Source organism: Acidovorax sp. WCS2018Noco2-16, from assembly GCF_031843945.1.
In the GTDB taxonomy this organism is placed as follows: Bacteria; Pseudomonadota; Gammaproteobacteria; order Burkholderiales; family Burkholderiaceae_C; genus Paracidovorax.
In genome coordinates this window covers 55406-77527 of sequence record NZ_JAVTJJ010000004.1, presented here as the reverse complement: position 1 = coordinate 77527, position 22122 = coordinate 55406, and the positions used below count along the sequence as shown (strand labels likewise).

Annotated in this window: 17 protein-coding genes; 6 read left to right on the top strand and 11 right to left on the bottom strand. The window is 67.5% G+C overall.

All coding sequences use genetic code 11. The annotated features are described in order from the left end of the window. Positions 1 to 67 precede the first annotated feature (67 nt). Entirely contained in the window at positions 68 to 553 is a 486-nt protein-coding gene (locus RQI28_RS11405) for a DUF1178 family protein (protein WP_311222717.1), read from the top strand. 27 nt (positions 554 to 580) lie between these two features. Here RQI28_RS11405 and RQI28_RS11400 read toward each other — a convergent pair whose 3' ends face one another. Together RQI28_RS11400 and RQI28_RS11395 are read right to left on the bottom strand one after the other, a co-directional pair. Continuing rightward, a complete protein-coding gene (locus RQI28_RS11400; RefSeq protein WP_311222716.1) occupies positions 581 to 2485 on the bottom strand; it encodes an ABC transporter transmembrane domain-containing protein in 1905 nt (634 codons plus the stop codon). After that, a complete protein-coding gene (locus tag RQI28_RS11395; RefSeq protein ID WP_311222715.1) occupies positions 2482 to 2853 on the bottom strand; it encodes a hypothetical protein in 372 nt (123 codons plus the stop codon). The genes RQI28_RS11400 and RQI28_RS11395 overlap by 4 nt, the downstream gene beginning before the upstream one ends. A 93-nt stretch (positions 2854 to 2946) precedes the next feature. Here RQI28_RS11395 and RQI28_RS11390 point away from each other — a divergent pair, with 93 nt between their 5' ends. Further along, entirely contained in the window at positions 2947 to 3579 is a 633-nt protein-coding gene (locus RQI28_RS11390; protein ID WP_311222714.1) for an ATP-binding cassette domain-containing protein, read from the top strand. A 70-nt stretch (positions 3580 to 3649) separates the two neighbouring features. Here RQI28_RS11390 and RQI28_RS11385 read toward each other — a convergent pair whose 3' ends face one another. Continuing rightward, positions 3650 to 3889, bottom strand: a complete 240-nt coding sequence (locus RQI28_RS11385; protein ID WP_311222713.1) for a hypothetical protein — start codon at positions 3887 to 3889, stop codon at positions 3650 to 3652. 144 nt (positions 3890 to 4033) lie between these two features. Then, entirely contained in the window at positions 4034 to 5377 is a 1344-nt protein-coding gene (gene gdhA, locus RQI28_RS11380) for an NADP-specific glutamate dehydrogenase (protein ID WP_311222712.1), read from the bottom strand. Positions 5378 to 5676: 299 nt separating this feature from the next. Here gdhA and RQI28_RS11375 point away from each other — a divergent pair, with 299 nt between their 5' ends. Then, the gene (locus tag RQI28_RS11375) at positions 5677 to 6828 is read left to right on the top strand and encodes a glycerophosphodiester phosphodiesterase (RefSeq protein ID WP_311222879.1); all 1152 of its coding nucleotides are present in this window, start codon (positions 5677 to 5679) and stop codon (positions 6826 to 6828) included. Between the two features lie 86 nt (positions 6829 to 6914). On the opposite strand, the gene RQI28_RS11370 is transcribed toward RQI28_RS11375, so the two are convergent. The 4 genes from RQI28_RS11370 to RQI28_RS11355 form a co-directional block, all read right to left on the bottom strand. Beyond that, positions 6915 to 7700, bottom strand: coding sequence for a hypothetical protein (locus RQI28_RS11370; protein ID WP_311222711.1), 786 nt, complete (start codon positions 7698 to 7700; stop codon positions 6915 to 6917). 55 nt (positions 7701 to 7755) lie between these two features. Next, complete coding sequence (mutL, locus tag RQI28_RS11365) at positions 7756 to 9732, bottom strand: DNA mismatch repair endonuclease MutL (RefSeq protein ID WP_311222710.1); 1977 nt, start codon at positions 9730 to 9732, stop codon at positions 7756 to 7758. Positions 9733 to 9754: 22 nt separating this feature from the next. After that, positions 9755 to 11650: a phosphodiesterase gene (locus RQI28_RS11360; RefSeq protein ID WP_311222709.1), complete on the bottom strand. Its 1896-nt coding sequence runs from the start codon at positions 11648 to 11650 to the stop codon at positions 9755 to 9757. Between the two features lie 266 nt (positions 11651 to 11916). Then, positions 11917 to 12939, bottom strand: a complete 1023-nt coding sequence (locus RQI28_RS11355) for a porin (protein WP_311222708.1) — start codon at positions 12937 to 12939, stop codon at positions 11917 to 11919. 225 nt (positions 12940 to 13164) lie between these two features. Between RQI28_RS11355 and RQI28_RS11350 the strand changes: the two genes are divergently transcribed. Next, the gene (locus RQI28_RS11350; protein ID WP_311222707.1) at positions 13165 to 13788 is read left to right on the top strand and encodes a Crp/Fnr family transcriptional regulator; all 624 of its coding nucleotides are present in this window, start codon (positions 13165 to 13167) and stop codon (positions 13786 to 13788) included. A gap of 181 nt (positions 13789 to 13969) precedes the next feature. Continuing rightward, positions 13970 to 16120: a diguanylate cyclase gene (locus RQI28_RS11345; protein WP_311222706.1), complete on the top strand. Its 2151-nt coding sequence runs from the start codon at positions 13970 to 13972 to the stop codon at positions 16118 to 16120. 43 nt (positions 16121 to 16163) lie between these two features. Here the strand turns inward: RQI28_RS11345 and RQI28_RS11340 are convergent, their stop codons facing one another. Further along, complete coding sequence (locus tag RQI28_RS11340) at positions 16164 to 17300, bottom strand: PQQ-dependent sugar dehydrogenase (protein ID WP_311222705.1); 1137 nt, start codon at positions 17298 to 17300, stop codon at positions 16164 to 16166. Positions 17301 to 17482: 182 nt separating this feature from the next. Here RQI28_RS11340 and RQI28_RS11335 point away from each other — a divergent pair, with 182 nt between their 5' ends. Further along, a complete protein-coding gene (locus RQI28_RS11335; RefSeq protein ID WP_311222704.1) occupies positions 17483 to 17986 on the top strand; it encodes a hypothetical protein in 504 nt (167 codons plus the stop codon). Here the strand turns inward: RQI28_RS11335 and xdhB are convergent. Then, the gene (gene xdhB / locus RQI28_RS11330) at positions 17983 to 20409 is read right to left on the bottom strand and encodes a xanthine dehydrogenase molybdopterin binding subunit (RefSeq protein ID WP_311222703.1); all 2427 of its coding nucleotides are present in this window, start codon (positions 20407 to 20409) and stop codon (positions 17983 to 17985) included. The two genes, RQI28_RS11335 and xdhB, sit on opposite strands and share 4 nt — an antisense overlap. Further along, on the bottom strand, positions 20406 to 21980 hold the full coding sequence (xdhA, locus tag RQI28_RS11325) for a xanthine dehydrogenase small subunit (protein ID WP_311222702.1): 1575 nt from the start codon (positions 21978 to 21980) through the stop codon (positions 20406 to 20408). The genes xdhB and xdhA overlap by 4 nt, the downstream gene beginning before the upstream one ends. Between the last annotated feature and the right edge of the window lie 142 nt (positions 21981 to 22122).

Genomic DNA, 22122 nt, shown 5'->3' with positions numbered 1-22122 from the left:
GTTGTCGGCGCTGCCGCGGCTCCTGGTCCTCGAAATCGATGCACAGTCTTGAGCTCAGCGGCCGGCCATGAAGGTTCTCGATCTTTTCTGCGAACACGAGCATGGTTTTGAGGGCTGGTTCGGGTCGGAGGACGACTACCAATCCCAGCTGCAGCGCGGCTTGGTGCAGTGCCCGCTTTGCGGCAGCAGCCAGGTGCGCAAGGGCTTGAGCGCGCCACGGCTCAATCTCGGCGCGCAACCAGCAGCTGATACGTCCACGCGTTCGGATGCCGCTGCGTTGGCACCTGCTCAAAGCCCGTCAACGTCTCGCGCTCCCGTAATTCCCCATGCCATGCAGGCCGCTTGGCTGCAGATGTCGCGCGAGATCGTTGCACGCACCGAAGACGTGGGTGCGCGTTTTGCTGACGAAGCCCTGCGGATGCACCACGGCGAGACTGCCGAGCGCCCGATACGTGACAAAGCCACACGGGAAGAAGCGTTGCAATTGCTGGAAGAGGGCGTTCCAGTCATCCCATTGGCCCTGCCGGTCGCGGCCAAAGAAACCCTGCAGTAATTCAACAGACCCGTGCTCTGGCGCGCGTCAATCGGTCTTCGTCCAGTCGCCTGCAAACTGCAGTGCAGCCAGCCGCGCGTAAACACCGCCGTGGCGAACCAACTCCTCGTGCCGGCCCTCCTCGACGATACGGCCATGGTCGAGCACGACGATGCGATCCACGTTCTGCACCGTCGCCAATCGATGCGCGATGACCAGTGTGGTGCGACGCCCGGCATGCCGGTGCATGGCTGCGTCCAGCGCGGCTTGCACCACGCGCTCGCTCTCGGCGTCCAGCGCGCTGGTGGCTTCGTCCAGCAGCAACACCGGCGCGTCTTTCAACAGTGCGCGGGCAATCGCCATGCGTTGCCGCTGACCGCCGGAAAGGCGCACCCCACGCTCGCCCAGAAAAGTGTCATAGCCTTCGGGCAAAGCTTCGATAAACCCGTGGGCGAAGGCTGCGCGGGCGGCGTCCTCCACTTCGGCATCGCTGGCTTGCGGCCGGCCATAGCGGATGTTCTCGCGCGCCGAGTTGGAGAAGATGACAGCGTCCTGCGGAACGATGCCGATGTGGGTGCGTAAGGTGTCCAGCGGCAATTTGCGCACATCCACCCCGCGCAGCGTGACGCGCCCGTTATCGCCCGTGCTGCCGCCTACATCGAAGAAGCGTTGCAACAGATGGAATACGGTGCTTTTGCCGGCCCCGCTCGCTCCCACCAGCGCGACCGTCTCGCCAACCTTCAGCGACAGACTGAACGACTGCAGCGCTGCCACGCCCGGCCGGGACGGGTACGAGAAGTGGACGTTCTCGAACGCCAGCGCCACCTCATCCTGCGAGCCAGCGTTCGAGCCCGAGCCCGGGCCCGGGCCCGGGCCCGCGCCCGTTGCCCATCCGCCCGGCATGGCGGCACCATGCGCCTCGACCTGCGGAGACGTGATCGACGAGGTGGTGGCAAGCAGTTCCATCAGCCGCTCGGTGGCGCCCGCGGCACGCAGCAGATCGCCGTACACCTCGCCCAGCACCGCCACAGCTCCGGCCAGAAACATCACGTAGACGACTGTCTGGCCCAGGTGGCCGGCGGACATGGTGCCCGCGATGACCGCCTGCGTGCCTTGGTGCAAGCCCCATAGCAGCAGTGCCGCGTTGGCAATGATGATGAATGCGACCAGCGCAGCACGTGCGCTGCTGCGCCGGGCCGCGGCCCGAAACGCCGTTTCGGTGGCAGCCTCGAACCGCCTTGCCTCGCGCGGCTCGGCGGTGAAGCTCTGCACCACCGGAATGGCGTTTAGCACCTCGGCAGCGATGGCGCTGGCATCTGCGACCCGGTCCTGGCTGGCGCGTGAGAGCCTGCGCACCTTGCGGCCGATCCAGAGCGTTGGCAGCACCACGACGGCAATGGCCACAAAAACCAGCACCATCACATAGGGATTGGTCCACACGAGCATGCCGAGTGCGCCCAGCCCCAGCACCGCGTTGCGCAAGCCCATCGACAGCGACGAGCCGACGACGGTCTGCACCAGCGTGGTGTCCACCGTCAGCCGCGAAAGCACCTCGCCCGTTTGGGTGGTCTCGAAGAATTCAGGGCTTTGCTGCAGCACGTGGGCATACACCGCATTGCGCAAGTCCGCCGTCACGCGTTCGCCCAGCCAGCTGACCATGTAAAAGCGCGCTGCGGAAAAAATGCCCAGCGCGGTCGCCACGGCAAATAGCACGCCGAAGTGCCCACGCAACGCCATGGCCTGCGTGGCCTTGTCTGCGCCGATCAGGCCGCCATCGATCAACTCGCGCAGCGCCCACGGAAAGGCCAGAGTGGCCAGCGCCGCCATCACCAGGAAGAAGCCGGCCAAAGCGATGCGTCCCGTGTAGGGCTTGAGAAACGGGAGCAGCCCCATCAAGGAGCGTGGCGCGCCTCGCGCCGGTGCTGAGCTGGTGTTTTCGCGCGCCACGTTCATTCCAGGCCGAACGCGACGCTCAGCGCCTCGCCAAACTCTGCAGTCCCGCTGAGCGACAGCGTGAGCGTGTGGCGAGAGCCTTCTCGGGCCGTCACAGCGGGCAGCAACTGGCGCATCGCAGCGTCATAGTGCAGCGTCTGCAATGGCGCGTTATCGGGTTCGCTATGCAGGTCGTAGTCCCAGGTGCCACCGTCTTCGATGGGCCCGCGCTGTTCGGGAAACTCTGCCGTGGCCCATGCCAGCACCTGCAAGATCTCGTCCTGCAAAGGCGGCAGGCGCGCAGCGGTCACGCTGGCAATGGCATCCCACGTGCCGGTGCCTTCCGCGTCTTCGCTGTAGTCAAATTCGAGGTAGTGCAGGGCAGGCATGAGGCAGTGGTAAGACAGTGATGTGACACGATGCCGCCATTCTGCGGCACTGCCATGGCCTGGAGCTTGTGAATGAACCGACCGGAGAGACTGATGAAGCAGACCGAACCCACCATCTTGCAGGTGGATGGCTGGACCTTTGCCTACCCGGGGCGCCCGCTGCTGCAGGGCTGGAGCGCGCGCATCAAGCCGGGCATGTCTTTGGTGCTCGGTGGTGATGGCGCGGGTAAGACCACGCTGCTGCGCCTGTTGGCCGGCGCGTTGCCGGCCCAGTCGGGCTCGGCGCTGCTGATGGGCCAGCCATTGCAGGCGTCGGATGCGGCCCGCTCTTCCCGCGTGTATTGGATGGAGCCGCGCTCTGCCGGCCTGGATGCGCTCAGCCCGGCGCAGTGGTTTGAGCAGTTGCTGCAGCGCTATCCGCAATGGGATGCAGACGCACTGCAGCAGCAGGTGCAGGGCTTCGGTTTGACGCCCCATCTGCACAAGCCCATGTTCCAGCTGTCCACCGGCACGCAGCGCAAGGTGCTGCTGGCGGCAGGACTGGCGAGCGGGGCCGAGCTGACCCTGTTCGACGAGCCCATCGCGGGCCTGGACAAACCGTCCATCCTCTACCTGCAGCAAGCGCTGGCGCACCAGGCGATGCAGCCGCGCCGTGCGTTCGTCGTGGCGCATTACGAGCCATTGCCGGGTGTGCCCTGGCGCGACACGTGGGTGCTGCCGGACTGACAGGCACATCAGCGGCAGGCCACGCGCAGGCGCGGGCAAACCGTTCGCCGTTCAACGTTCGCCGTTCAATTCAGTGCGACTTCTTCAAATACATGCCGATATACAGCGGTATGGCGAACCCGAGGGCCAGCACGATGGGCCCGCTGGGTGTTGGAGCCAGCCATGTCGCCACACTGCCGATCACCCAGCCGGGCAGCACCTTGCCAAACTCAAATGCATAAGAGGCCCTGCCGTGACAGTAAGGGCACTTGAAGCTGTATCGCCCCAGTTGCAGGTAACCGATTTTTCTGGAGCACCAGGGGCATTGCATGGTCAAAGTACCTGATTGTTGGGCGGCTGCTGGCTTGCCGGCTCTGCAAACGTCGCAGGGGACGGAGATCCCTTCAATATAAAAGATGCTCCTATTTTTGTAGCTACTAGCGCTTAATGGATAAGCGCTAGAGGCCGATTTTACTTAAATTACGCCTTGCGCCAGCATGGCGTCCGCCACCTTCACAAAGCCCGCAATGTTGGCGCCATCCACATAGCTCACGCTGCCGTCGGCTTGCTTGCCGTACTGCAGGCAGGCCGCGTGAATGCCCTGCATGATCTGCAGCAGGCGCGCGTCCACTTCTTCACGGGGCCACGACAGGCGGGCCGCGTTCTGGCTCATCTCCAGGCCCGATGTGGCCACGCCGCCCGCATTGCTGGCCTTGCCCGGCGCGTACAGCACGCCTGCCGACTCAAAGGCCTTGGCGGCCTCGATGGTCGATGGCATGTTGGCGCCTTCGGCCACGCAGACCACGCCGTTCTGGATGAGCGTGCGGGCGTCTTCCAAAGCCAGCTCGTTCTGCGTGGCGCAGGGCAGGGCGACGTCCACCGGCACATGCCAGGGGCTCACGCCGGCTTCGAAGCGCGCGCCGGTCTGCTGGGCGTAGTCGTTGACGCGTCCATAGCGGTGGTTCTTCACGTCCATCAAGATGGCCAATTTTTCAGGAGTGAAGCCGTCTTCGTCGATCACCGTGCCGCTGGAGTCCGACACCGTGACCACCTTGGCGCCCAGCTGCATGGCCTTCTCGACCGCGTACTGCGCCACGTTGCCCGAGCCAGAAACCGACACGCGCAGTCCGTCGATGGAGCGCCCGCGCGTCTTCAGCATTTCCTCGGCGAAATACACCGTGCCATAGCCGGTCGCTTCCGGCCGCACCAGCGAGCCGCCGAACGACAGGCCCTTGCCGGTGAACACGCAGTCGGCACGGTTGGTCAGCTTCTTGACCATGCCCGCGATGAAGCCCACCTCGCGGCCGCCCACGCCCATGTCGCCCGCGGGCACATCGGTGTCCGCGCCCACGTGGCGGTACAGCTCCGACGCGAAGGCCTGGCAAAAGCGCATCACCTCGCCCTGGCTCTTGCCCTTGGGGTCGAAATCGGCGCCGCCCTTGCCACCGCCCATGGGCAGCGTGGTCAACGCGTTCTTGAAGGTCTGCTCGAACGCCAGGAATTTCAGCACCGACAGGTTCACCGACGGGTGAAAGCGCAGCCCGCCCTTGTACGGGCCGATCGCCATGCTGTGCTGGATGCGATAGCCGCGGTTGACCTGCACCCGGCCATGGTCGTCCGTCCAGCAGACGCGAAAGAGCACCGTGCGCTCCGGCTCCACCAGCCGCTCCAGCAGGCCGTGTTCCGCATAGCGTGGGTGCTGCGCGATGAAAGGCCAAAGGCTCTCCATGACCTCGGTGACGGCCTGCAGGAATTCGGGCTGGCCGGGATTGCGTTGCGCAACCTGTTCGAGAAACTGGCCGACGGACTCATGTGACATGGAGAGCGCTTTCTGTCTGGAGAAAAGGATGGAAGAGGATGAGGCACTTTTTTGGTGCAGCGGGCGCTCTGCGCTGGCCGCAACATTATGAGCAAGCGGCATGATGTTATGCACCAATTGAGGGATTTTCTCCTGCATCAAAACGCAGTGGATGGGCCTTTCTTGGTGCGTTGCTAGCGCTGATTTGGTGCTTCCCAGACTTGTGCCTGTCATCAAACCGCAGCACAGTGCACAGGGCTACAACACACACAACATTCCTTCCTGATAGAGAAAGAGGTGACTCAATGCGGTTTCCAACGATGGTAAAGACCAGCCTGGCAGCGGTGATGGCGGGATCGCTGCTGGTCGCCTGTGGCGGCGACGACAACCCTCCCACGCTCGACGGCAGCAAGGCCCTGGTGATCGGCCACCGCGGCGCCGCCGGCTACTTGCCCGACCACACGCTGGAAGGCTACCGCCGCGCCATCGAGATGGGTGTGGACTTCATCGAGCCCGATTTGGTGGCCACCAAAGACGGCGTGCTCGTCGCCCGCCACGAGCCGAACATCACCGGCACCACCGATGTGTCCACCCGACCAGAATTCGCTAGCCGCAAGACCAAGAAGGTGGTCGACGGCGTCACCGAGGAAGGCTGGTTCGCATCGGACTTCACGCTGGCCGAAATCAAGACGCTGCGCGCCATCCAGCCACTGCCCGAGCGCGATCAGTCGTTCAACGGCCGCTTTCAGATTCCTACCCTGGTCGAGGTGCTTGATCTGGCCCGCACCGAAGGCCAGCGCCTGAACCGCAGCGTGGGCGTGTACATCGAAACCAAGCACCCTACTTACCACGTAAACCTCGGTCTGCCGCTGGAAGACCGCCTGCTCACCACGCTCTCGCAGTACGGCTACACAGCCAAGACCTCGCCGGTCATCGTGCAGTCGTTCGAGGTCGCCAATCTGAAGTACCTGCGCACCAAGAGCCAGGTGCGGCTGGTGCAACTGGTGGATGCGAACGACGTCAACGCCGATGGCAGCATCGACCTGACCGCGCCCTACGACAAGCCCTACGACTTCGCGGTGGCGGGCGACCGGCGCACCTTTGCCAGTCTGCTCACGGCAGATGGCCTGAAGGAAGTGAAGACCTATGCGGACGGCATCGGCCCCTGGAAGCCGTACCTGATCCCGTCACGCCAGCTGGACGACAACCGCGACGGCAAGCCCGACGACCTGAACGGCGACGGCCTGATCGACGAACGCGACCGTGTGCTGATGGAGCCGACCCGCGTGCTGGCCAACGCGCACGACGCCGGCCTTTTCGTGCACCCGTACACGTTCCGCAGCGAAGCCAAGCGGCTTACGTCCGACTACAAGGGCGACGCCAAGGAAGAGTACCGCCGCTTCTTCCGCCTGGGCGTGGACGGGGTGTTCTCGGACTTTCCTGACCAGGCCAAGGCCGCTCGCGACGACTGACCTGCAGGATGCGGCGGGCCTTGTTCGCACAGAACAGGCCCTGCCGGCCGCTCCGGCGCCCGCCGGTGCCCCGCCAGCACTGCGCCTCAAAACCCTCGGCGCAGGCCCACGCTCAGCACGGTGTCGCCCCGGCGCCGGCCGATGGTGCCATCCACGTGCCAGTGAGCAGACCAGGCCCACCGCAGGCCTGTCTGGACCGTGGTGGGCCCATGCCGCATGCCGAACGTCTCGATCATCGGTGTCACCTGGCTTTCGCCCAGCAAGCCCGCCGCACCTTCCAGGGCCAGGCCCCAGGTGGGTTGCCACTTGTCATGCGGCGCCCGAGCCATGCCCAGATTGCCGTGCGCAGCCCCCCAGCTGGCCATGCAGGTGCCGATAAGGTTCAGCACGCCGGTGCGGGCGCTCCCGTCGTGGCGCAGCCGCGTCACACCGGCGCTGCTGGCGGCATTGCAGCCTTCGCCTTCGGGCTGCAGCGTCCACAGCCATTTGACCGATGCACCCTGCATCGTGGAGCGGCCGTCGCGATCGCGTGCTAGCGCCGCATCCAGCTCCAGGCCCGGCAGCGCCGCTGCGGTGTAGGAAGGTGCGATAACGAACATGCCACGGCTGCGCCGTGTGCCTTCCCACCATGCTTCCACCTCGCCCTCGCCTGGCGCGTTGATGCCTGCATCGTCCACCGTCAGCGGCCGTCCGCCGGCATGGGCCGCAGGCGGCAGCAGCACCACCGACGCAGCGGCAAAGGCCGTGGCGGTGGCGGCATTCCAGCGCGCAATGGCGGGCCGCAGTGGGCGCGACGGCGGGCACGCCGCCGTCAACGAACGTGCTTTGGCTCGCAAGGAAGACGCGATGGGGCGCAGGGAAAAGGTTTTCATCGTGTGGCGGGCGCGCAAGTTGGGTGGAATGGCGGCACGGGGGCCGCAATGCGAATCAGCGGCCGCGCAGAAACAGCGCGTCCAGCTCTTTCATCGACAGCTGCCGCCAGGTGGGCCGGCCGTGGTTGCACTGGTCGGACCGGTCGGTCGTTTCCATCTGCCGCAACAGCGCGTTCATCTCGTCGATGGTGAGCTTGCGGTTGGCGCGCACGGCGCCGTGGCAGGCCATGGTGCCCAGGATCTCATTGCGCGCGCGCTGCACCACGGTGCTGGCGTCGTGCGCGGCCAGCTCGGCCAGCACGCTGCGGGCCAGCTCGACCGGGTTGCCATGCGCCAGCGTGGTGGGCACGGCGCGCACGGCCAGCGTGCGGGGCGAGAACGGGGCCACTTCCAGCCCCAGCATCTCCAGCGTGTCCGCCTGCGCCTCGGCCGTGGCCACTTCTTCGGGCGTGGCGGCGAAGGTGGCCGGAATCAGCAGCGGCTGGCTGGCGATGCGCGCCGCGCCATCCACCTGGGCCTTGAGCCGTTCGTACACGATGCGTTCGTGCGCGGCATGCATGTCCACCACGATCAGGCCCAGCGCGCTTTCGGCCAGGATGTACACGCCGTGGATCTGCGCCACGGCGCGCCCCAGCGGCCAGGTGCCGGGCTCGGCGGCAGGTTGCGTGGGGGATGGGGCGGGGTTCCACGACGGCTCAAGTGACGCTACCGGCGAGCTGGCCGCCCACTGCAATGGCGTGCCGTCAGCTGGCGCCGCCGTTGCCTGCGCGTTGTCGGGTGTGCCCCACAGCGCCTGCAGGTCAGACACCTTGTGCCCCACGCGTTCATCAAATTTGATAGCAGCTTGCGCTTGTGTATAGGGCGCTAGAGGCCGATTTGACCCAAAATTCGTTGCGATGGCCTGCGCTGCGGCGCGGTATTCGCCATCGCCCACGGGCGGCTGTTCTTGCAACTGTGCGGCGGCTGCTTGGGCCAGCGCCTGCGCACGCGGTGCAGCCAGCGCGTTTTCCACCGCATGGCGCACGGCCTGGTGCACCTCGCGGCTGTCGCGAAAGCGCACCTCGATCTTGGTCGGGTGCACGTTCACGTCCACCCGCAGCGGGTCGATCTCCACATACAGCGCATACACCGGCTGCTTGTGGCCGTGCAGCACGTCTTCATACGCGCTGCGCGCCGCGTGGGTCAGCACCTTGTCGCGCACGAAGCGGCCGTTGACGTAGCAAAACTGCTGGTCGGCGCGCGAGCGGGCCGCATCGGGCAGCCCGGCGCGGCCGGTGACGGTGACCGCGCCTGAGCGGTGCCGCACCGCGACCGATTCGGCGAGGAAGTCTTCGCCCAGCACGTCGGCCAGGCGGCGTGCCAGCGCTTGCTGCAGCGTGTCTTCATCGTGCGAGGCTTCTTGCGGCGACAGCGTGGCGCGCCACTGCTCGACCAGCTTGCCCTCGTGCCAGATGGCAAAGCCCACGTCGGGCCGCGCCAGCGCGTGGCGGCGCACGGCTTCCACGCAGTGCGCCAGCTCGGTGGCGTCGGTCTTGAGGAACTTGCGCCGAGCCGGCGTGGAAAAGAACAGCTCTTTCACTTCCACGGTGGTGCCCGAGCTGCGCGCCGCAGGACGCAGCTCGCCACTGCGCGCGTCCAACAGAAAAGCGCTGGCCTGGTGCGCGGGGCGCGACAGCAGCGCCATTTCAGACACCGACGCAATGGCGGCCAGCGCCTCGCCGCGAAAGCCCATGGTGGCGACCGACTCCAGGTCGTGCAGGTTGGTGATCTTGCTGGTGGCGTGGCGGCGCAGCGCGATGGGCAGCTCTTCCTGCGGAATGCCGCTGCCATCGTCTTCCACCGCAATCAGGCGCACACCCCCGGACAGCAGCCGCACGGTGACCTGCGTGGCGCCGGAGTCCAGCGCGTTGTCGACGAGTTCGCGCACCGCCGAGGCGGGGCGTTCGACCACTTCGCCGGCGGCGATCTGGCTGATCAGCTCGTCGGGTAGGTCACGGATGGGGCGGCGGGGCGTTGGAAGGGGGGCATTCACACGGGGGATTTTAGGCGGGCCACTACGCGGCAACCGGCCCGCTGACGGCGTGCGTCTGCGGTGCACATGCCGGAGCGGCCGCCGAGGTGTGCGCGGCGGGCAGCGCCGCCGCCAGGCAGGCGATGCCGCTGGCCGACAGCTTGGCATCGTGCTTGGCCAGTGCCGCCAGGTTGGCGACGTCTTCCGCGCGCTGGATGCGGCCCGGCGCGATGCGCACGGCGCCAATGGACAACGTGGTGCAGTTGAAGAAGCGTTTGACGCCATGCCGATCCTCCGCCCAGATGCCGCCCGCGCGGCGCGCCTCGTCGTCGAACAGGTTGCGTGCCTCGGTGGCAAAGTCGGCCACCAGGTCCCGGCAGCGCTGCAGCCAGTTGCCGCTTTGAAACAGCAGCATGAAGTCGTCGCCGCCCACGTGGCCGACAAAGTCGCGCTGTGCGTCGCAGTGCGACACCGACAGGCGCGCCAGCAGCCGAATCATCTGGTCGCCGCGCCAGTAGCCGTAGTAGTCGTTGAACGGCTTGAAGTGGTTCAGGTCGGCATAGCAGGCGACGAACTCGGTGCCGCTGTCCAGCAGGCGCTGCATGTGCAGGCTGATCGGAATGTTGCCGGGCAAGAAGGTGAGCGGGTTGGCATGGCGCGCGGCCTCGATGCGCGCCTCGGTCACGCCGCGCACCAGCTGGTCGCCCGTGCCCAGGCCCACGTAGCGGCCGTTGTCGGTCACGATGAAGCCGTCGTTCAGGTAGCGCTGGTCCTGCGAGGTGAGGATGCCCACCAGCTGGTCCACGTCGCAGTCCAGCTCGACCACGCGCGGCGCATGGTTGGCAAAGCCGCTGCAGGGCTTGCGGCCGTGCACTTCGCGAAAGTAGAGCGTGGCGTAGTGGTTCATGAACTGCTGGCGGTTGATCAGCGCCACTGGCCGCGCGGCCTCCAGCACGGCCAGCGCATGCAGCTCGGCATGCGTTTTGAACAGGCGGGCCACTTCGTCGTTGTGCGTGTCGGGCGACACGGTGGGCGCCTGCACCACCAGCAGGTTGCGCAGGATGCCGGGGCGCACGTTCTGGCCCTGGTGCGGCAGCACGGCCACGCGGCGGTCGAGCAAGGCTTCCAGCGCGGGCGCGTCGATCACCTCGCGCGGTTCGATATCGGGGCGGCCCAGCAGGTAGCCCTGGCCGTAGGGGATGTCCATGTCCCGCAGCGCACGCAGCTCTTCGCGCGTCTCGATGCCCTCGGCCACCAGCGTGGTGCCGAACACTTCGGCAATGCCCTTGATGGCCTGCAGCATCTGCAGCTTCTCGGGGTGGTCGGCAATGTCGCGGATGAAGTACTTGTCGATCTTCACGAAGTCGGGCTTGACCTCGGACCACAGCCGCAGGCTGGAATGGCCATCGCCGAAATCGTCCAGTGCCAACCGGGCGCCGCAGGCATGCACTTCGCGCAGCGCGCTGCGCAGCGACGCCATGTCCGACACGCGTTCATGCTCGGTGATCTCCAGCACCACCATGCGGGCGGACACGCCCAGCTCGCGCACGGTGCTGCCCAGCAGGCCCGCACCGCACATGGCCACGCCGCACACCAGCGCGTCCGCGCTGATGTTCACGAAGATGCGGCCGGCGCGGCCCTCTTCGCCCCACTGGCGCAGCGCGATCACCACGCACAGCAACTCGAAGTCCTGCAGGATGCGCTCGCGCCGGGCCATCTCCAGCAGCGCATCGGGCCGGTGCAGAGGCGAATCCACCGGGCCGCGAATCAGTGCCTCATGCGCATAGATGCCGCCCTCACGCAGATCGGCCAGCGGCTGAAAGACGCAATACAGGCCGCCTTCCCGCATCAGCCTGGCCAACGGCCCGGTGCCATGACGGGCGGCGGGCGACAACAGGTCGATGGCGGCGTGCTGCGTTGGGTCGAGGGTGGACTCCATGGCTTACAAAATGAAACGGATTGGGCAGACCATACGGCCGCCGGGTGACGTTTCCGTGACGGTGCGCTGGTACCCGGAGTGCCGTTGTCGCTGTGGCAACAAGGTTTGCTATTGTTTTTATAGCTGCTTGCGCTTGATGGATAAGCGCTAGAGGCCAATTTGAATCATATTTTTCTGCGCGCAGCAAAAAAGGCACGGCAGATTGCTCCGCCGTGCCTCGATGGGTGCCGCCGCGCCACCTGAGCGCGCGGCGATTGTCAATGGGTTCAGAAGCGGTGGCGCACGCCCACACCCGCGCTGTTGCCGCTGCGCTGGTTGGTGATCTTGTCGTTCATCAACACGGCATAGACGTCGGTGCGCTTGGACAGGAAGTAGTCATAGCCGATGGAGAAGGTCTTGCGGTTCACGTCGGGCGTGGACCATTCCGTCTTGACCCATTCGGCCAGCAGCTTGCCGTTGCCGATGGGAGCCGACGCGCCCACCTGCATCGTCTTGCCCTTGGTGTCGGCCGCGTCGCTGATCTTCTTCTCGCCATAGCTCAGGAAGGGCTTGACCATGCCGAAGTCATACGCGCCCAGCAGCATCCAGTACTTATGGTTGTTGGGCAGCAGCGCGTTGACCGGGTTGGCGATGTCGGCGTTTTCGTAGAAGCCGGTCAGCGTCAGTGGGCCGCCGAAGTAAAAGAAGTTGGCACCGACGTTGTTCTTGCCTCCTTGGCCAGGCTGTTCGCCAAATTGGTACTGGATGTTGGCCGACAGGCCGCCGAACTTAGGGGTGCTGTAGACCACCTGGTTAGACCAGCCGGTGTCGGACGGCGTCATCGCGCGCCAGCCGCTGCCGTTGAACAGCGGCACATCCTTGTGCAGCATCAGCGGCGACAAGACGAACGAATCGCCGAAAGGGTTGCCCACCACGGACGGCAGGAAGTTGGGCGCCATCCAGCGGCCCAGCATCACGGAGCCGAAGTCGCCCGACAGGCTGACGTTGGCATCGCGCGAGAAGAACGAATCGTTGGCGAAGCGGCCCTGCGTGCCGGTGTCGACCTTGATGAACGACGTCAGCTGGAAGTTGGCTTTCAAGCCGCCGCCCAGGTCTTCGGTGCCCTTGAATCCGAACCACGACGTGGTCATGCCGCCGCTGTCCACCACTGAGCGGCGATTGGCGTCGCCCGCCATCTTCATGGAGCCGACGAACGCGTCGGTCAGGCCGGTGAGCGTGACGGAGCTCTGTGCGTGGGCCGAAGCGCCGCACAGCATGGCGGCTCCAAGGGCGATCAGGGTTTTTTTCATGGTCTTCCTGCAGGGGGTGAGTGGAATAAATGCCGAAGTTCTCGGCATGAAGATGCGGGACACGCGGCAAACGTATCCAACTGCAATCCATAAAGCAAAGACCGTGCCCCTTGCCAGGCAGCAGGCGGCATATCTCCGGCGTCGGGCTACGGGCCAGATGCTCTGCTGCATCCCTTTTTGACTTTGCTCAACACGCCAGACTGGTGCGGCCTGCACAGTGCAGCCATGTTCCCGAACCCCTCCTTTGATCCGCTTGCCGAAACCGAGGTCGCCGCCGCCGGTGAGGTGCTGCGCCAACGCCATCAGCAGTCCGCGTCGGTGCTGCACCTGGACAGCGGCCGCGTGCTGCTGGGCGTGCGCGAAGACGGCCAGATGCGCCACCAACTGGGTGTGGTGGAAGGCCCTTTCTGGCTGGACGCCGCCTCCGCGTTGCTGGGGCAGCCCTGCGTTGTCGACATGGTGGCCGACACCCCGGTGCACCTGCGGCGCATGCCCATCGAAAATTTCAAGCAGGGCGTGGAAGCGCTGCCGCCTTCGGTTCAGGGACTGGTGCGCAGTCTGGCCAGCGGCTACTGCCGGCAGACCGAGTTGGCCGTGAGCCGCCTGGCGCAAGACGCCGAATCCCGATGCGCGCAGTGGCTGCTTCAGCATGCGCAGCAGGGCGATGACGGCGCCATGCGCGTCACGCTAAACCAGCGCAAGCGGCTGATTGCCGCGCAGCTCGGCATCGCCCCGGAAACCCTGTCGCGCGTGCTGCGGCACCTGCGCGAGCACGGGCTGATCGCCGGCACCGGCAATGTGCTGAGCCTGCCGCAACCCCGCGCCTTGCAGGTGGTGGCGGGCGGTTGAAGGCCGCGCGCCGTTGGGGGCGCAAGGCAGGGTTTTCCTGCCGCGCATCGAGGGTTGCCCCGAACCCGGCGCGCTGAATGCGCTGCTTATATTGGTGCACGACCACTGTCCGCCGTACGCCATCCATGCATTGCGCTTCGTCTCAGCCGTTTGTCCGAGGTGCCTCCTACGCGAGGCCGGCATGACGCCGCCAGCGGCCACGTCACCGAGCCCGCACGACCCGGCGCTCTCCTTTCCCGACTCTTCCTTCGATTCGGTTTTTGACTCGGCGCCAGACGACGCGCCCGGCTGGCTGTTACCCGGTGCAATGGTGGTCAAGCTGGTCGCCGTGGCCTTGGCTGCAGTGCTGCTGGCGGGCAGTGCGTCCGCATGGCTGGTGTCCTATGCCTCCACGCAGGCAGCCATGCGCCGGCTGGTCAGCCAGCAGAACGACGAAGTGGAAATGGTTGCGCGCCTGCTGGCCAGCAAGATCGAGCAGAGCCAGCGGGTACTGAGCACCGTGGCCGAAGGCATCGCGCCGGGCATGCTCGAATATCCTTCGTCGCTGGAATGGCTGGTGCAGCAGGGCCTGCCCGCCGTGCGGTTCTTCGACGCCATGCAGGTGGCGCGCAAGGACGGCCAGCTGAGCGTCAACCTGCAGTACGGCAAGCTGCAGCAGGCCGCCACGCTGGACCCGATCGAGCGTGACTATCTGCTGCGCACCATCGTGGACGGCAAGCCCCTGGTGTCCGATCTGATCGGCGCCGCGCCGGGCGATGCGCGGGTGATGTTCACCATGCCGCTGCGGCGCAGCGACGGCCCGGTGACCGGCGCCGTGGCCGGCGTGCTGCGGCTGCAGTCGCAGGGGCTGCTGCCCCAATCGATGGCCATGCCGGCGCGCGACGAGTCGCGCCTGATCGTCTTCACCCGCGAGGGCGTGATCCTGTCGCACCCGCAGCGCGAGCGCGTGCTGGGCCACGTGCGCGATGAGCCCGGCCTGGCGCAGGTCTACGCCCGCTGGCAGCAGCAAGACAAGCCGCTGATGGGCCAGGGCGCCACCGAACGCGTTGCGGGTCATGTGGTCAGCGTGGCGGGCGTGCCGCTGCCGCGCTGGATGGTTGCACGGGTCAGCGATTCGCAGGCGCTGATGGCGCCGTCCGAAGGCGCGCATCGCGCGGCCTGGGGGCTGGCCGGTGGCGGTGTGCTGGCCATTGCCGCGCTGGCCTGCGTGGCCATGCTGTGGCTGGCCAGGCCGCTGGCGCAGTTGACGCTGCGTGCCAAACGCATGTTGTGGGCGCACGTCTCTGACGCCGGCGCAGCCACGGGTTGGCCCCGCTCGCGCGGCGAGGTGGACACGCTGGTGCGCGTGTGCACCCATCTGGCGTCGCAGCGCACACGAGAGCAGCGCGAGGCGGGCATCACGGCAGCGCGGCTCGACTCCCTGCTGGCGCATGCGCCGGTCGGCATCGTCATCACGCGGGGCGACGTGATGGAAGTGGCGGGCGTGCAGGCGGCGCGCATGCTGGGCTATTCGCCCTCCGAGCTGCGCGGCCTGCCGGCCCGGGCCATGCACGCCACCCAGGCCGACTACGACCAGTGGCGCAACCGCGTGCGGCAGGCTTTCGCGGCGCATGGCGGCTTCGACGGCGATGTGCGTTTTCAGCGCAAGGACGGCAGCCCCGTGTGGGCCCGCGTGCTGGCGCACCGCGCGGGCGCCCGCACCGCGGCGGCAGAGGCGGCCGGCACCGTCTGGCTGCTGGAGGACATCACGGCCGAGCGCGGCTCGCGCCAGTTGCGCGGCTGGGTGGCGGGGCACGATCCGCTCACGCGGCTGCTCAACCGGGGCGCCTTCATCGAGCGCCTGGGCGAGCTGATGTGCGTGCGCGCGCAGGGCGCCGCGACGGTGTCTGCGCCCCTGTCTGGGGCAGAGCTGGACACGCTGGTGGTGCTGTTCATGGACCTGGACCATTTCACCGTGGTCAACGACGTGGCCGGGCACGACGCGGGCGACGACGTGCTGCGGCACGTGGCGCGGCTCATCGAAGAGCAGGTGCGCCATGTCGGCTGGGCGGCCCGGCTGGGCGGCGATGAATTTGCGGTGGTGCTGCCGGCGTGTTCACGCTCGCGCGGGCACGAGATCGCCGAGCTGATCCGCATCGCCATCGCCGCGTGGGAGCCGGCTTACGGCGGGCGCAGCTTTCTGGTCAGCGCCAGCGTGGGACTGGTGGCGCTGGAGGGCGGCGCTGCCGATGAAGACCATGTCACCCAGCTGCTGCGCGCGGCCGACATGGCCTGCTACGAGGCCAAGCGGCGCGGCCGCAACCAGGTCTACGCCTTGCCGCTGGCGCCCTGATAGATCTGGCCGGCCGGCACAGAAAGCGTTTGGTTAGCCCCTGCTATTGCGGCACGACCCGCACCACGCGGCCCTGCGCGCTATCGGTCAGCAGGTAGAGCGCTCCGTCCGGTGCGGCGCGCACGTCTCGCAGGCGCTCGCCCAGTTCCTGAAACAGCGTCTCCTGCGGGCCTGGCACGCCTGCTGCCATGGGCACGCGGCGCACCGACTTTTCCTTCAGCGCCGCCACGAACAGGCTGCCGCGCCAAGCCGGAAACAGCGCGCCTTCGTAGTACGTCATGCCCGCCGGGGCGATGGAGGGCGTCCATTCCAGCAACGGCGGCTGCACGCCCGCCAGCGTGCGGTAGGGCGTGATACGCGCGCCGGTGTAGTCGACGCCGCCAGTGGTCATCGGCCAGCCGTAGTTGGCGCCGGGTTCGATGCGGTTGAGTTCGTCGCCGCCTTTGGAGCCGTGTTCGTGCTCGTACAGCGCGCCCGTCGCCGCCACGAAGACGAGTCCCTGCGGGTTGCGGTGGCCCAGGCTGTAGATCTCTGGCAGCGCGCCGGCACGGCCGACGAAGGGGTTGCCTGCTGGCACGCTGCCGTCGCGGCCGATGCGCATGATCTTGCCCAGGTGCGTGGTCAGGCGCTGCGCGTCGGTGCGCTCCACGTTGCCGTCGCCCATGGCAATGGCCAGCGTGCCGTCGCCCAGCAGCGCCATGCGGGCACCGAAGTGCTGATCGTGCCGCTTTGCGGGCTGCGACGTGAAGATCGGCTGCACGTCATGCAGCCGCGCGCCGTCGAGCCGGGCGCGCACCACGCGCAGGTGGTTCGCTTCGCGGCTGCCATGCGCGAACGACAGGTAGATCCAGCCGTTGCGGGCGAAATCCGGGTCGGGCAACACATCGAAAAGGCCCGCCTGGCCCGCGACGAGCATGGGCGGCAGGCCTTGCACCGGCTGCGGGAGCAGCGCCTGCCTGCCGCTCGCGTCGCGCTGGATCACCCGCAGGCGGCCGGCGCGCTCGGTCACCAGCATGCGGCCATCGGGCAGAAAAGCGGCGGACCACGGAAATTCCAGGCCGCTGGCCACGGTTTCGGTGCGGTAGCCGGCAGCGTGCACGGGCAAGGCGGCCAGGCCGGCCAGCGCCAGACACAAGCCCAGGCACCAGGCAGTGGCCCTGCGCTGCCGGGGGCGTTCCATGGCGGGTCGCGGAATGTGCATCATGGCGGCAGTATCGACCAGGAAATCCCCATTTCCATGTCCAATGCCAGTCACTCCACCCCGTTCGCCCTGAGCCTGTCGAAGGGCTTTGGGTCAAACGTGCCCCGGCTTCGACGGGCTCAGCCCGAACGGGTGTTTTTTCACTGACTGGCGTTGTCCCCATGCCCCTTTTCTCTGCCGGATCCCTCTCCACGGCCGCTCTTTGGCGGCGGCGCCTTGCGGCTTTTGGCATCGCCCTGATGTTCGCGGCGGTGTGGGGTACGCTGGTGCAAACGCAGTTCAATCTGGCGGCTTTGGCGGAGCTGGGGCTGGCCATCCCGTTGCAGGCGCGCGCGCTCACGTCGCTGCAGGACCTGGCGGGTTTCGGGCCGGTCCATGCCGGCATCGTGCTGGCGGCGTGGCTGCCGGCCTTTGCGGTCGCCGCCTGGCTGGCGCGGCGCCAGCCGGCGTGGCGCACGGGCCTGTATGCGCTGGCGGCGGGTGTGGGGCTGGTGGTGGCCGTGCGTGTGGTGGATGCGGTGGCGCCCATGCCCGTGCTGATCTACGCCACGCGCAACTGGGGCGGCCTGCTGGCGATGGCGCTGGGCAGCGCACTGGGCGGTGCGCTGTTCGCGGCCATCAGCGCCCCATCAAGGCGGCCGGGCAGCGGCGCTACGGAGGCCTAGCGGCCGCCCAGCCGGCCCAGCGCCCGCAGCACGTTCTCGGCGGTGGCCGGTGCTTCCAGCCGGACGGGCGCTGCAACGTTGCCTTCGCTGCGGGCAGCCGCGACCGCGTTGCGCAGCGCCTCGTACACGCTGATCGCCAGCATGAAAGGCGGCTCGCCCACGGCCTTGCTGCCGCCCACGTTGTCTTCGCGGTTGGCCTCGGGCCACAGGTCCACCTTGAAGTGCTCCGGCACGTCGCCCGTGGCGGGAATCTTGTAGGTGCTGGGTGCGTGGGTGGTCAGCAATCCCTGGTCGTTCCACACCAGTTGCTCGGTGGTGAGCCAGCCCATGCCCTGCACGAAGCCGCCCTCGATCTGCCCGATGTCGATGGCCGGGTTGATGCTGCGGCCCACGTCGTGGAGGATGTCCACCGCCAGCACGCGCGACTCGCCCGTCAGCGTGTCGATGGCGACCTCGCTGCAGGCGGCCCCATAGGCGAAGTAGTAGAACGGCCGGCCGGTGAGCGTGGCCTTGTCGTAGTGGATCTTGGGCGTGCGGTAAAAACCGTCGCTCCACAGCTGGATGCGGTTGGCGTAGGCGGCATGCACCACCTCGTCCCATGGCCGCTCGGCCTTGGGCGATATCACCCGCCCGCCTTCGAAGCGGATGGAGCCGGCGCCGCAGCCGTCCAGCCCGCACACGAACGCGGCCAGGTTGTCGCGCACATGCCGGGCGGCGAACTGCGCGGCGCGGCCATTCAGGTCGGTGCCGCTGGAGGCGGCCGTGGCGCTGGCGTTGGGCACCTTGCTCGTATCGCTGGCGGTGACCAGCACGCGCGCCAACGGCACACCCAATTCGTCGGCCACGATCTGCGCCACCTTGGTGTGCAAGCCCTGGCCCATTTCGGTGCCGCCGTGGTTCACCTGCACGCTGCCGTCGGTGTACACATGCACCAGCGCACCCGCCTGGTTGAACAGCGTGGCCGTGAAGCTGATGCCGAACTTCACCGGGGTGATTGCCAGGCCGCGCTTGAGCACCGGGTTTTGCGCATTCCAAGAGAAAATAGCTGCTTGCCTTTGCCTGTATTGCGCTGACTGCTCCAGTTTTGGTAGCAAGTCATGCAGGATGTTGTCTTCCACCGGCATCTGGTAGTGGGTGACGTTTCGTTCAGTGGTGCCGTACAGGTTGGCCAAGCGCACGTCCAGCGCGTCGCGGCCCAGGGCGCGGGCGATGTCGCCCAGAATCGCCTCGATGGCGATCACGCCCTGCGGCCCGCCGAAGCCGCGAAAGGCGGTGTGGCTCTGCGTGTTCGTCTTGCAGCGGTACGAGGCGATTTCCACGTCTTCGAGGAAGTAAGCGTTGTCGCTGTGAAAGACCGCGCGGTCGGCCACGGGGCCGGACAGGTCCGCCGAGAAGCCGCAGTTGGCCGCCATCTGCAGCTTCAGCCCGGTGATGCAGCCCGCGTCGTCATAGCCCACGTCGTACTCGTACGCGAAGGGGTGGCGCTTTCCGGTGACCATGAAGTCGTCGTCGCGGTCCAGTCGCAGCTTGACCGGGCGGCCCAGCTTGTTCGCGGCCACGGCGGCCCACACGGCCAGGTGGCCGGCCTGCGTCTCCTTGCCGCCGAAGCCCCCGCCCATGCGGCGGCATTCCACCCGCACGGCGTGGTTCTCCAGCCCCAGCGCGTGGGCCACCCAGTGCTGCACCTCGCCGGGGTGCTGGGTGCTGGAGTAGATACACCACTGGCGCTGCTCCAGCGGCAGGGCGTAGGCGATCTGGCCTTCCAGATAGAAGTGCTCCTGCCCGCCGACCTCGAACGCGCCCTGCAGGCGATGCGCGGCGTGCGACAGCGCCGCTTCGGCGTCGCCGCGCCGCACGAAGACGGGCGGCAGCACGAAGCTTTCTGCAGCCAAGGCGGCCTGCACGGTCAGCACCGCCGGCAGGGGCGTGATGTCCAGCGTGACCAGCCGGGCCGCGCGGCGCGCCGCCATCACCGAATCGGCCACCACCAGGCCCACCACCTGGCCCACGTGCTGCACCGTGTCGAAGGCGAAGACGGGCTCGTCGTGCGCAAAGGCGGCCAGCAGCTTGTCACCCGGCACGTCGGCGGCCAGCACCACGCCGCGCACGCCGGGCAGCGCCAGGGCGGCATCTGCGCGCACCGCGTTCAGGCGGCCGTGCGCTACGGTCGAGAGAATGGGCGCGGCATAAAGCGTGCCCTTGAGTTCCGGCAGGTCGTCGATGTAGTGGGCCGTACCTGCCACCTGCGCGCGGGCGCTTTCATGCGGGTGCGATCGGCCCATGGCGCTTTGGTGCGCCGGCGCGCTGGCGGGCGGGGCCGGTTCCGCCGCCATGGGGCCGGCTGCACCGGTGGCGTCGGCCTGGGCGACGACGGGGTCGTCCACGGCGTCGCGGCTGATGGAGGTGCCGTGGTGGGCGGTCATGCCGTCACCTCGCTCGGCTGGGTGGCCTGCAACTGCTGCAGCGACACAGCCTGCGTGCCGTCACCCTGGCTTTCCAGCCAATAGCGCTGCATCAGCGCGCCCAGCACCTCGCGGCGATAGTCGCCGCTGGCGCGCATGTCGGAGATGGGGTTGAACTCGGCCTGCAGCGCGGCGGCGGCCTGCCGCACGGTGGCGGTGTTCCAGGGCTGGCCGGCAAGCGCCGCCTCGGTCTGGCGTGCCCGGGCCGGCGTGGCGGCCACGCCGCCTGCGCCGATGCGGGCGGCCTGCACGGTAGCGCCCTCGATGCGCAGGTTGACCACCAGGCACACCGCAGAAATATCGTCGTCGAACCGCTTGGACACCTTGTACGCCGCCAGCCGCTCGCCCGGCGCGGGCAGGGGAACGTCGATGCGCACCAGCAGCTCGTCGGCCGCCATCACGTTCTGCCGGTAGCCGGTGTACAGGTCTTCCAGCGGCAGGGCGCGTTCGCCGCGCACGCTGGCCAGCACCACCTGGGCGCCCAGCGCGATCAACAGCGGCATCGAATCACCAATCGGCGAGCCATTGGCGACGTTGCCGCCCAGCGTGCCCGAATTGCGCACCGGCAAGCCGGCGAAGCGCGCGGCGAAGCTGTGCAGCTGCGGCCAGGGCTCGCACAGTGCGGCGAAGGCGTCGGCCAGGGACACGGCCGCGCCGATGCGCAACCAGCCGTCCGGGCCGTCAATGCGGCGCAGCGGCGCGGCGCGCGTCACGTCCAGCACCTGGGCAAAGCGGCGGTGCTGCTTGGTGACCCACAGGCCCACGTCGGTAGCCCCGGCCACCACCTGTGCGCCCGGGTGGGCGGCGCGGGCGGCCAGCAGGGCGTCCAGCGTGGTGGGCGATATATAAGCCAAATCGGCCTCCAGCGCTTGTCCATCAAGCGCTAGTAGCTCTAATTCTTGTAGCAAAAGAGGTTCGTCCACCTGCACGGGCGGCAGGGTGTGCATCTGTTGTGCGGCATCCAGAATGGGGCGGTAGCCGGTGCAGCGGCACAGGTTGCCCGACAGCTCCTCGGCCGCCAAAGTGCGGGTGATGGTGCGGCCCTGGCAGACATGGTTCTGGTACATGCCGAACAGGCTCATCACGAAGCCGGGCGTGCAGAAGCCGCATTGAGAGCCGTGGCACTGCACCATGGCTTCCTGGGCGGGGTGCAGCGTGCCGTCGGGTTGCTGCGCCGCCGGGCCGGGTTCCAGCGATGCGTCGCCGATGGCCGTTGCACCGCCCGGCGACGCGGTGGGCTGGATCAGCGGGTCGGCCGCCAGGTCCTCCACCGTCCACAGCGCCATGCCGTCGATGGAATGCGCCAGCCGAATGCAGCTGTTGATGGCGTGGTAATGCACGCGGCCGCCACGCGCTTCGCCCAGCACCACGGTGCAGGCGCCGCAATCGCCCTCGCCGCAGCCTTCCTTGGTGCCCGTGGCGCCCAGGTCTTCGCGCAGCACTTCCAGCAAGGTGCGGTCGGGTGGCACGCCGTGCAGCACCTGGGGCTGGCCACGGCGGAAGAAGCGGAGAGGGCGATTGGAGATAGTCATGGGTGGGGGATATTCTTTTCGTCGAGGTTCCAAGCGTATCCGGTCCCGCGCCTGATGTGCGCGCTGGCGCATGCACAGCAAGATACCCGCCAGGGCAGCCGCTGGCGTGGGGAATCAGCCCGAAAAGCCCGCGAAGACCCGC

Excerpts from the sequence above, each read along its gene's own strand:
- RQI28_RS11405 (WP_311222717.1), top strand. The coding sequence starts at position 68 with ATGAAGGTTCTCGATCTTTTCTGCGAACACGAGCATGGTTTTGAGGGC.
- RQI28_RS11400 (WP_311222716.1), bottom strand. The coding sequence starts at position 2,485 with ATGAACGTGGCGCGCGAAAACACCAGCTCAGCACCGGCGCGAGGCGCG.
- RQI28_RS11395 (WP_311222715.1), bottom strand. The coding sequence starts at position 2,853 with ATGCCTGCCCTGCACTACCTCGAATTTGACTACAGCGAAGACGCGGAA.
- RQI28_RS11390 (WP_311222714.1), top strand. The coding sequence starts at position 2,947 with ATGAAGCAGACCGAACCCACCATCTTGCAGGTGGATGGCTGGACCTTT.
- RQI28_RS11385 (WP_311222713.1), bottom strand. The coding sequence starts at position 3,889 with ATGCAATGCCCCTGGTGCTCCAGAAAAATCGGTTACCTGCAACTGGGG.
- gdhA (WP_311222712.1), bottom strand. The coding sequence starts at position 5,377 with ATGTCACATGAGTCCGTCGGCCAGTTTCTCGAACAGGTTGCGCAACGC.
- RQI28_RS11375 (WP_311222879.1), top strand. The coding sequence starts at position 5,677 with ATGGTAAAGACCAGCCTGGCAGCGGTGATGGCGGGATCGCTGCTGGTC.
- RQI28_RS11370 (WP_311222711.1), bottom strand. The coding sequence starts at position 7,700 with ATGAAAACCTTTTCCCTGCGCCCCATCGCGTCTTCCTTGCGAGCCAAA.
- RQI28_RS11360 (WP_311222709.1), bottom strand. The coding sequence starts at position 11,650 with ATGGAGTCCACCCTCGACCCAACGCAGCACGCCGCCATCGACCTGTTG.
- RQI28_RS11355 (WP_311222708.1), bottom strand. The coding sequence starts at position 12,939 with ATGAAAAAAACCCTGATCGCCCTTGGAGCCGCCATGCTGTGCGGCGCT.
- RQI28_RS11350 (WP_311222707.1), top strand. The coding sequence starts at position 13,165 with ATGTTCCCGAACCCCTCCTTTGATCCGCTTGCCGAAACCGAGGTCGCC.
- RQI28_RS11345 (WP_311222706.1), top strand. The coding sequence starts at position 13,970 with ATGACGCCGCCAGCGGCCACGTCACCGAGCCCGCACGACCCGGCGCTC.
- RQI28_RS11340 (WP_311222705.1), bottom strand. The coding sequence starts at position 17,300 with ATGGAACGCCCCCGGCAGCGCAGGGCCACTGCCTGGTGCCTGGGCTTG.
- RQI28_RS11335 (WP_311222704.1), top strand. The coding sequence starts at position 17,483 with ATGCCCCTTTTCTCTGCCGGATCCCTCTCCACGGCCGCTCTTTGGCGG.
- xdhB (WP_311222703.1), bottom strand. The coding sequence starts at position 20,409 with ATGACCGCCCACCACGGCACCTCCATCAGCCGCGACGCCGTGGACGAC.
- xdhA (WP_311222702.1), bottom strand. The coding sequence starts at position 21,980 with ATGACTATCTCCAATCGCCCTCTCCGCTTCTTCCGCCGTGGCCAGCCC.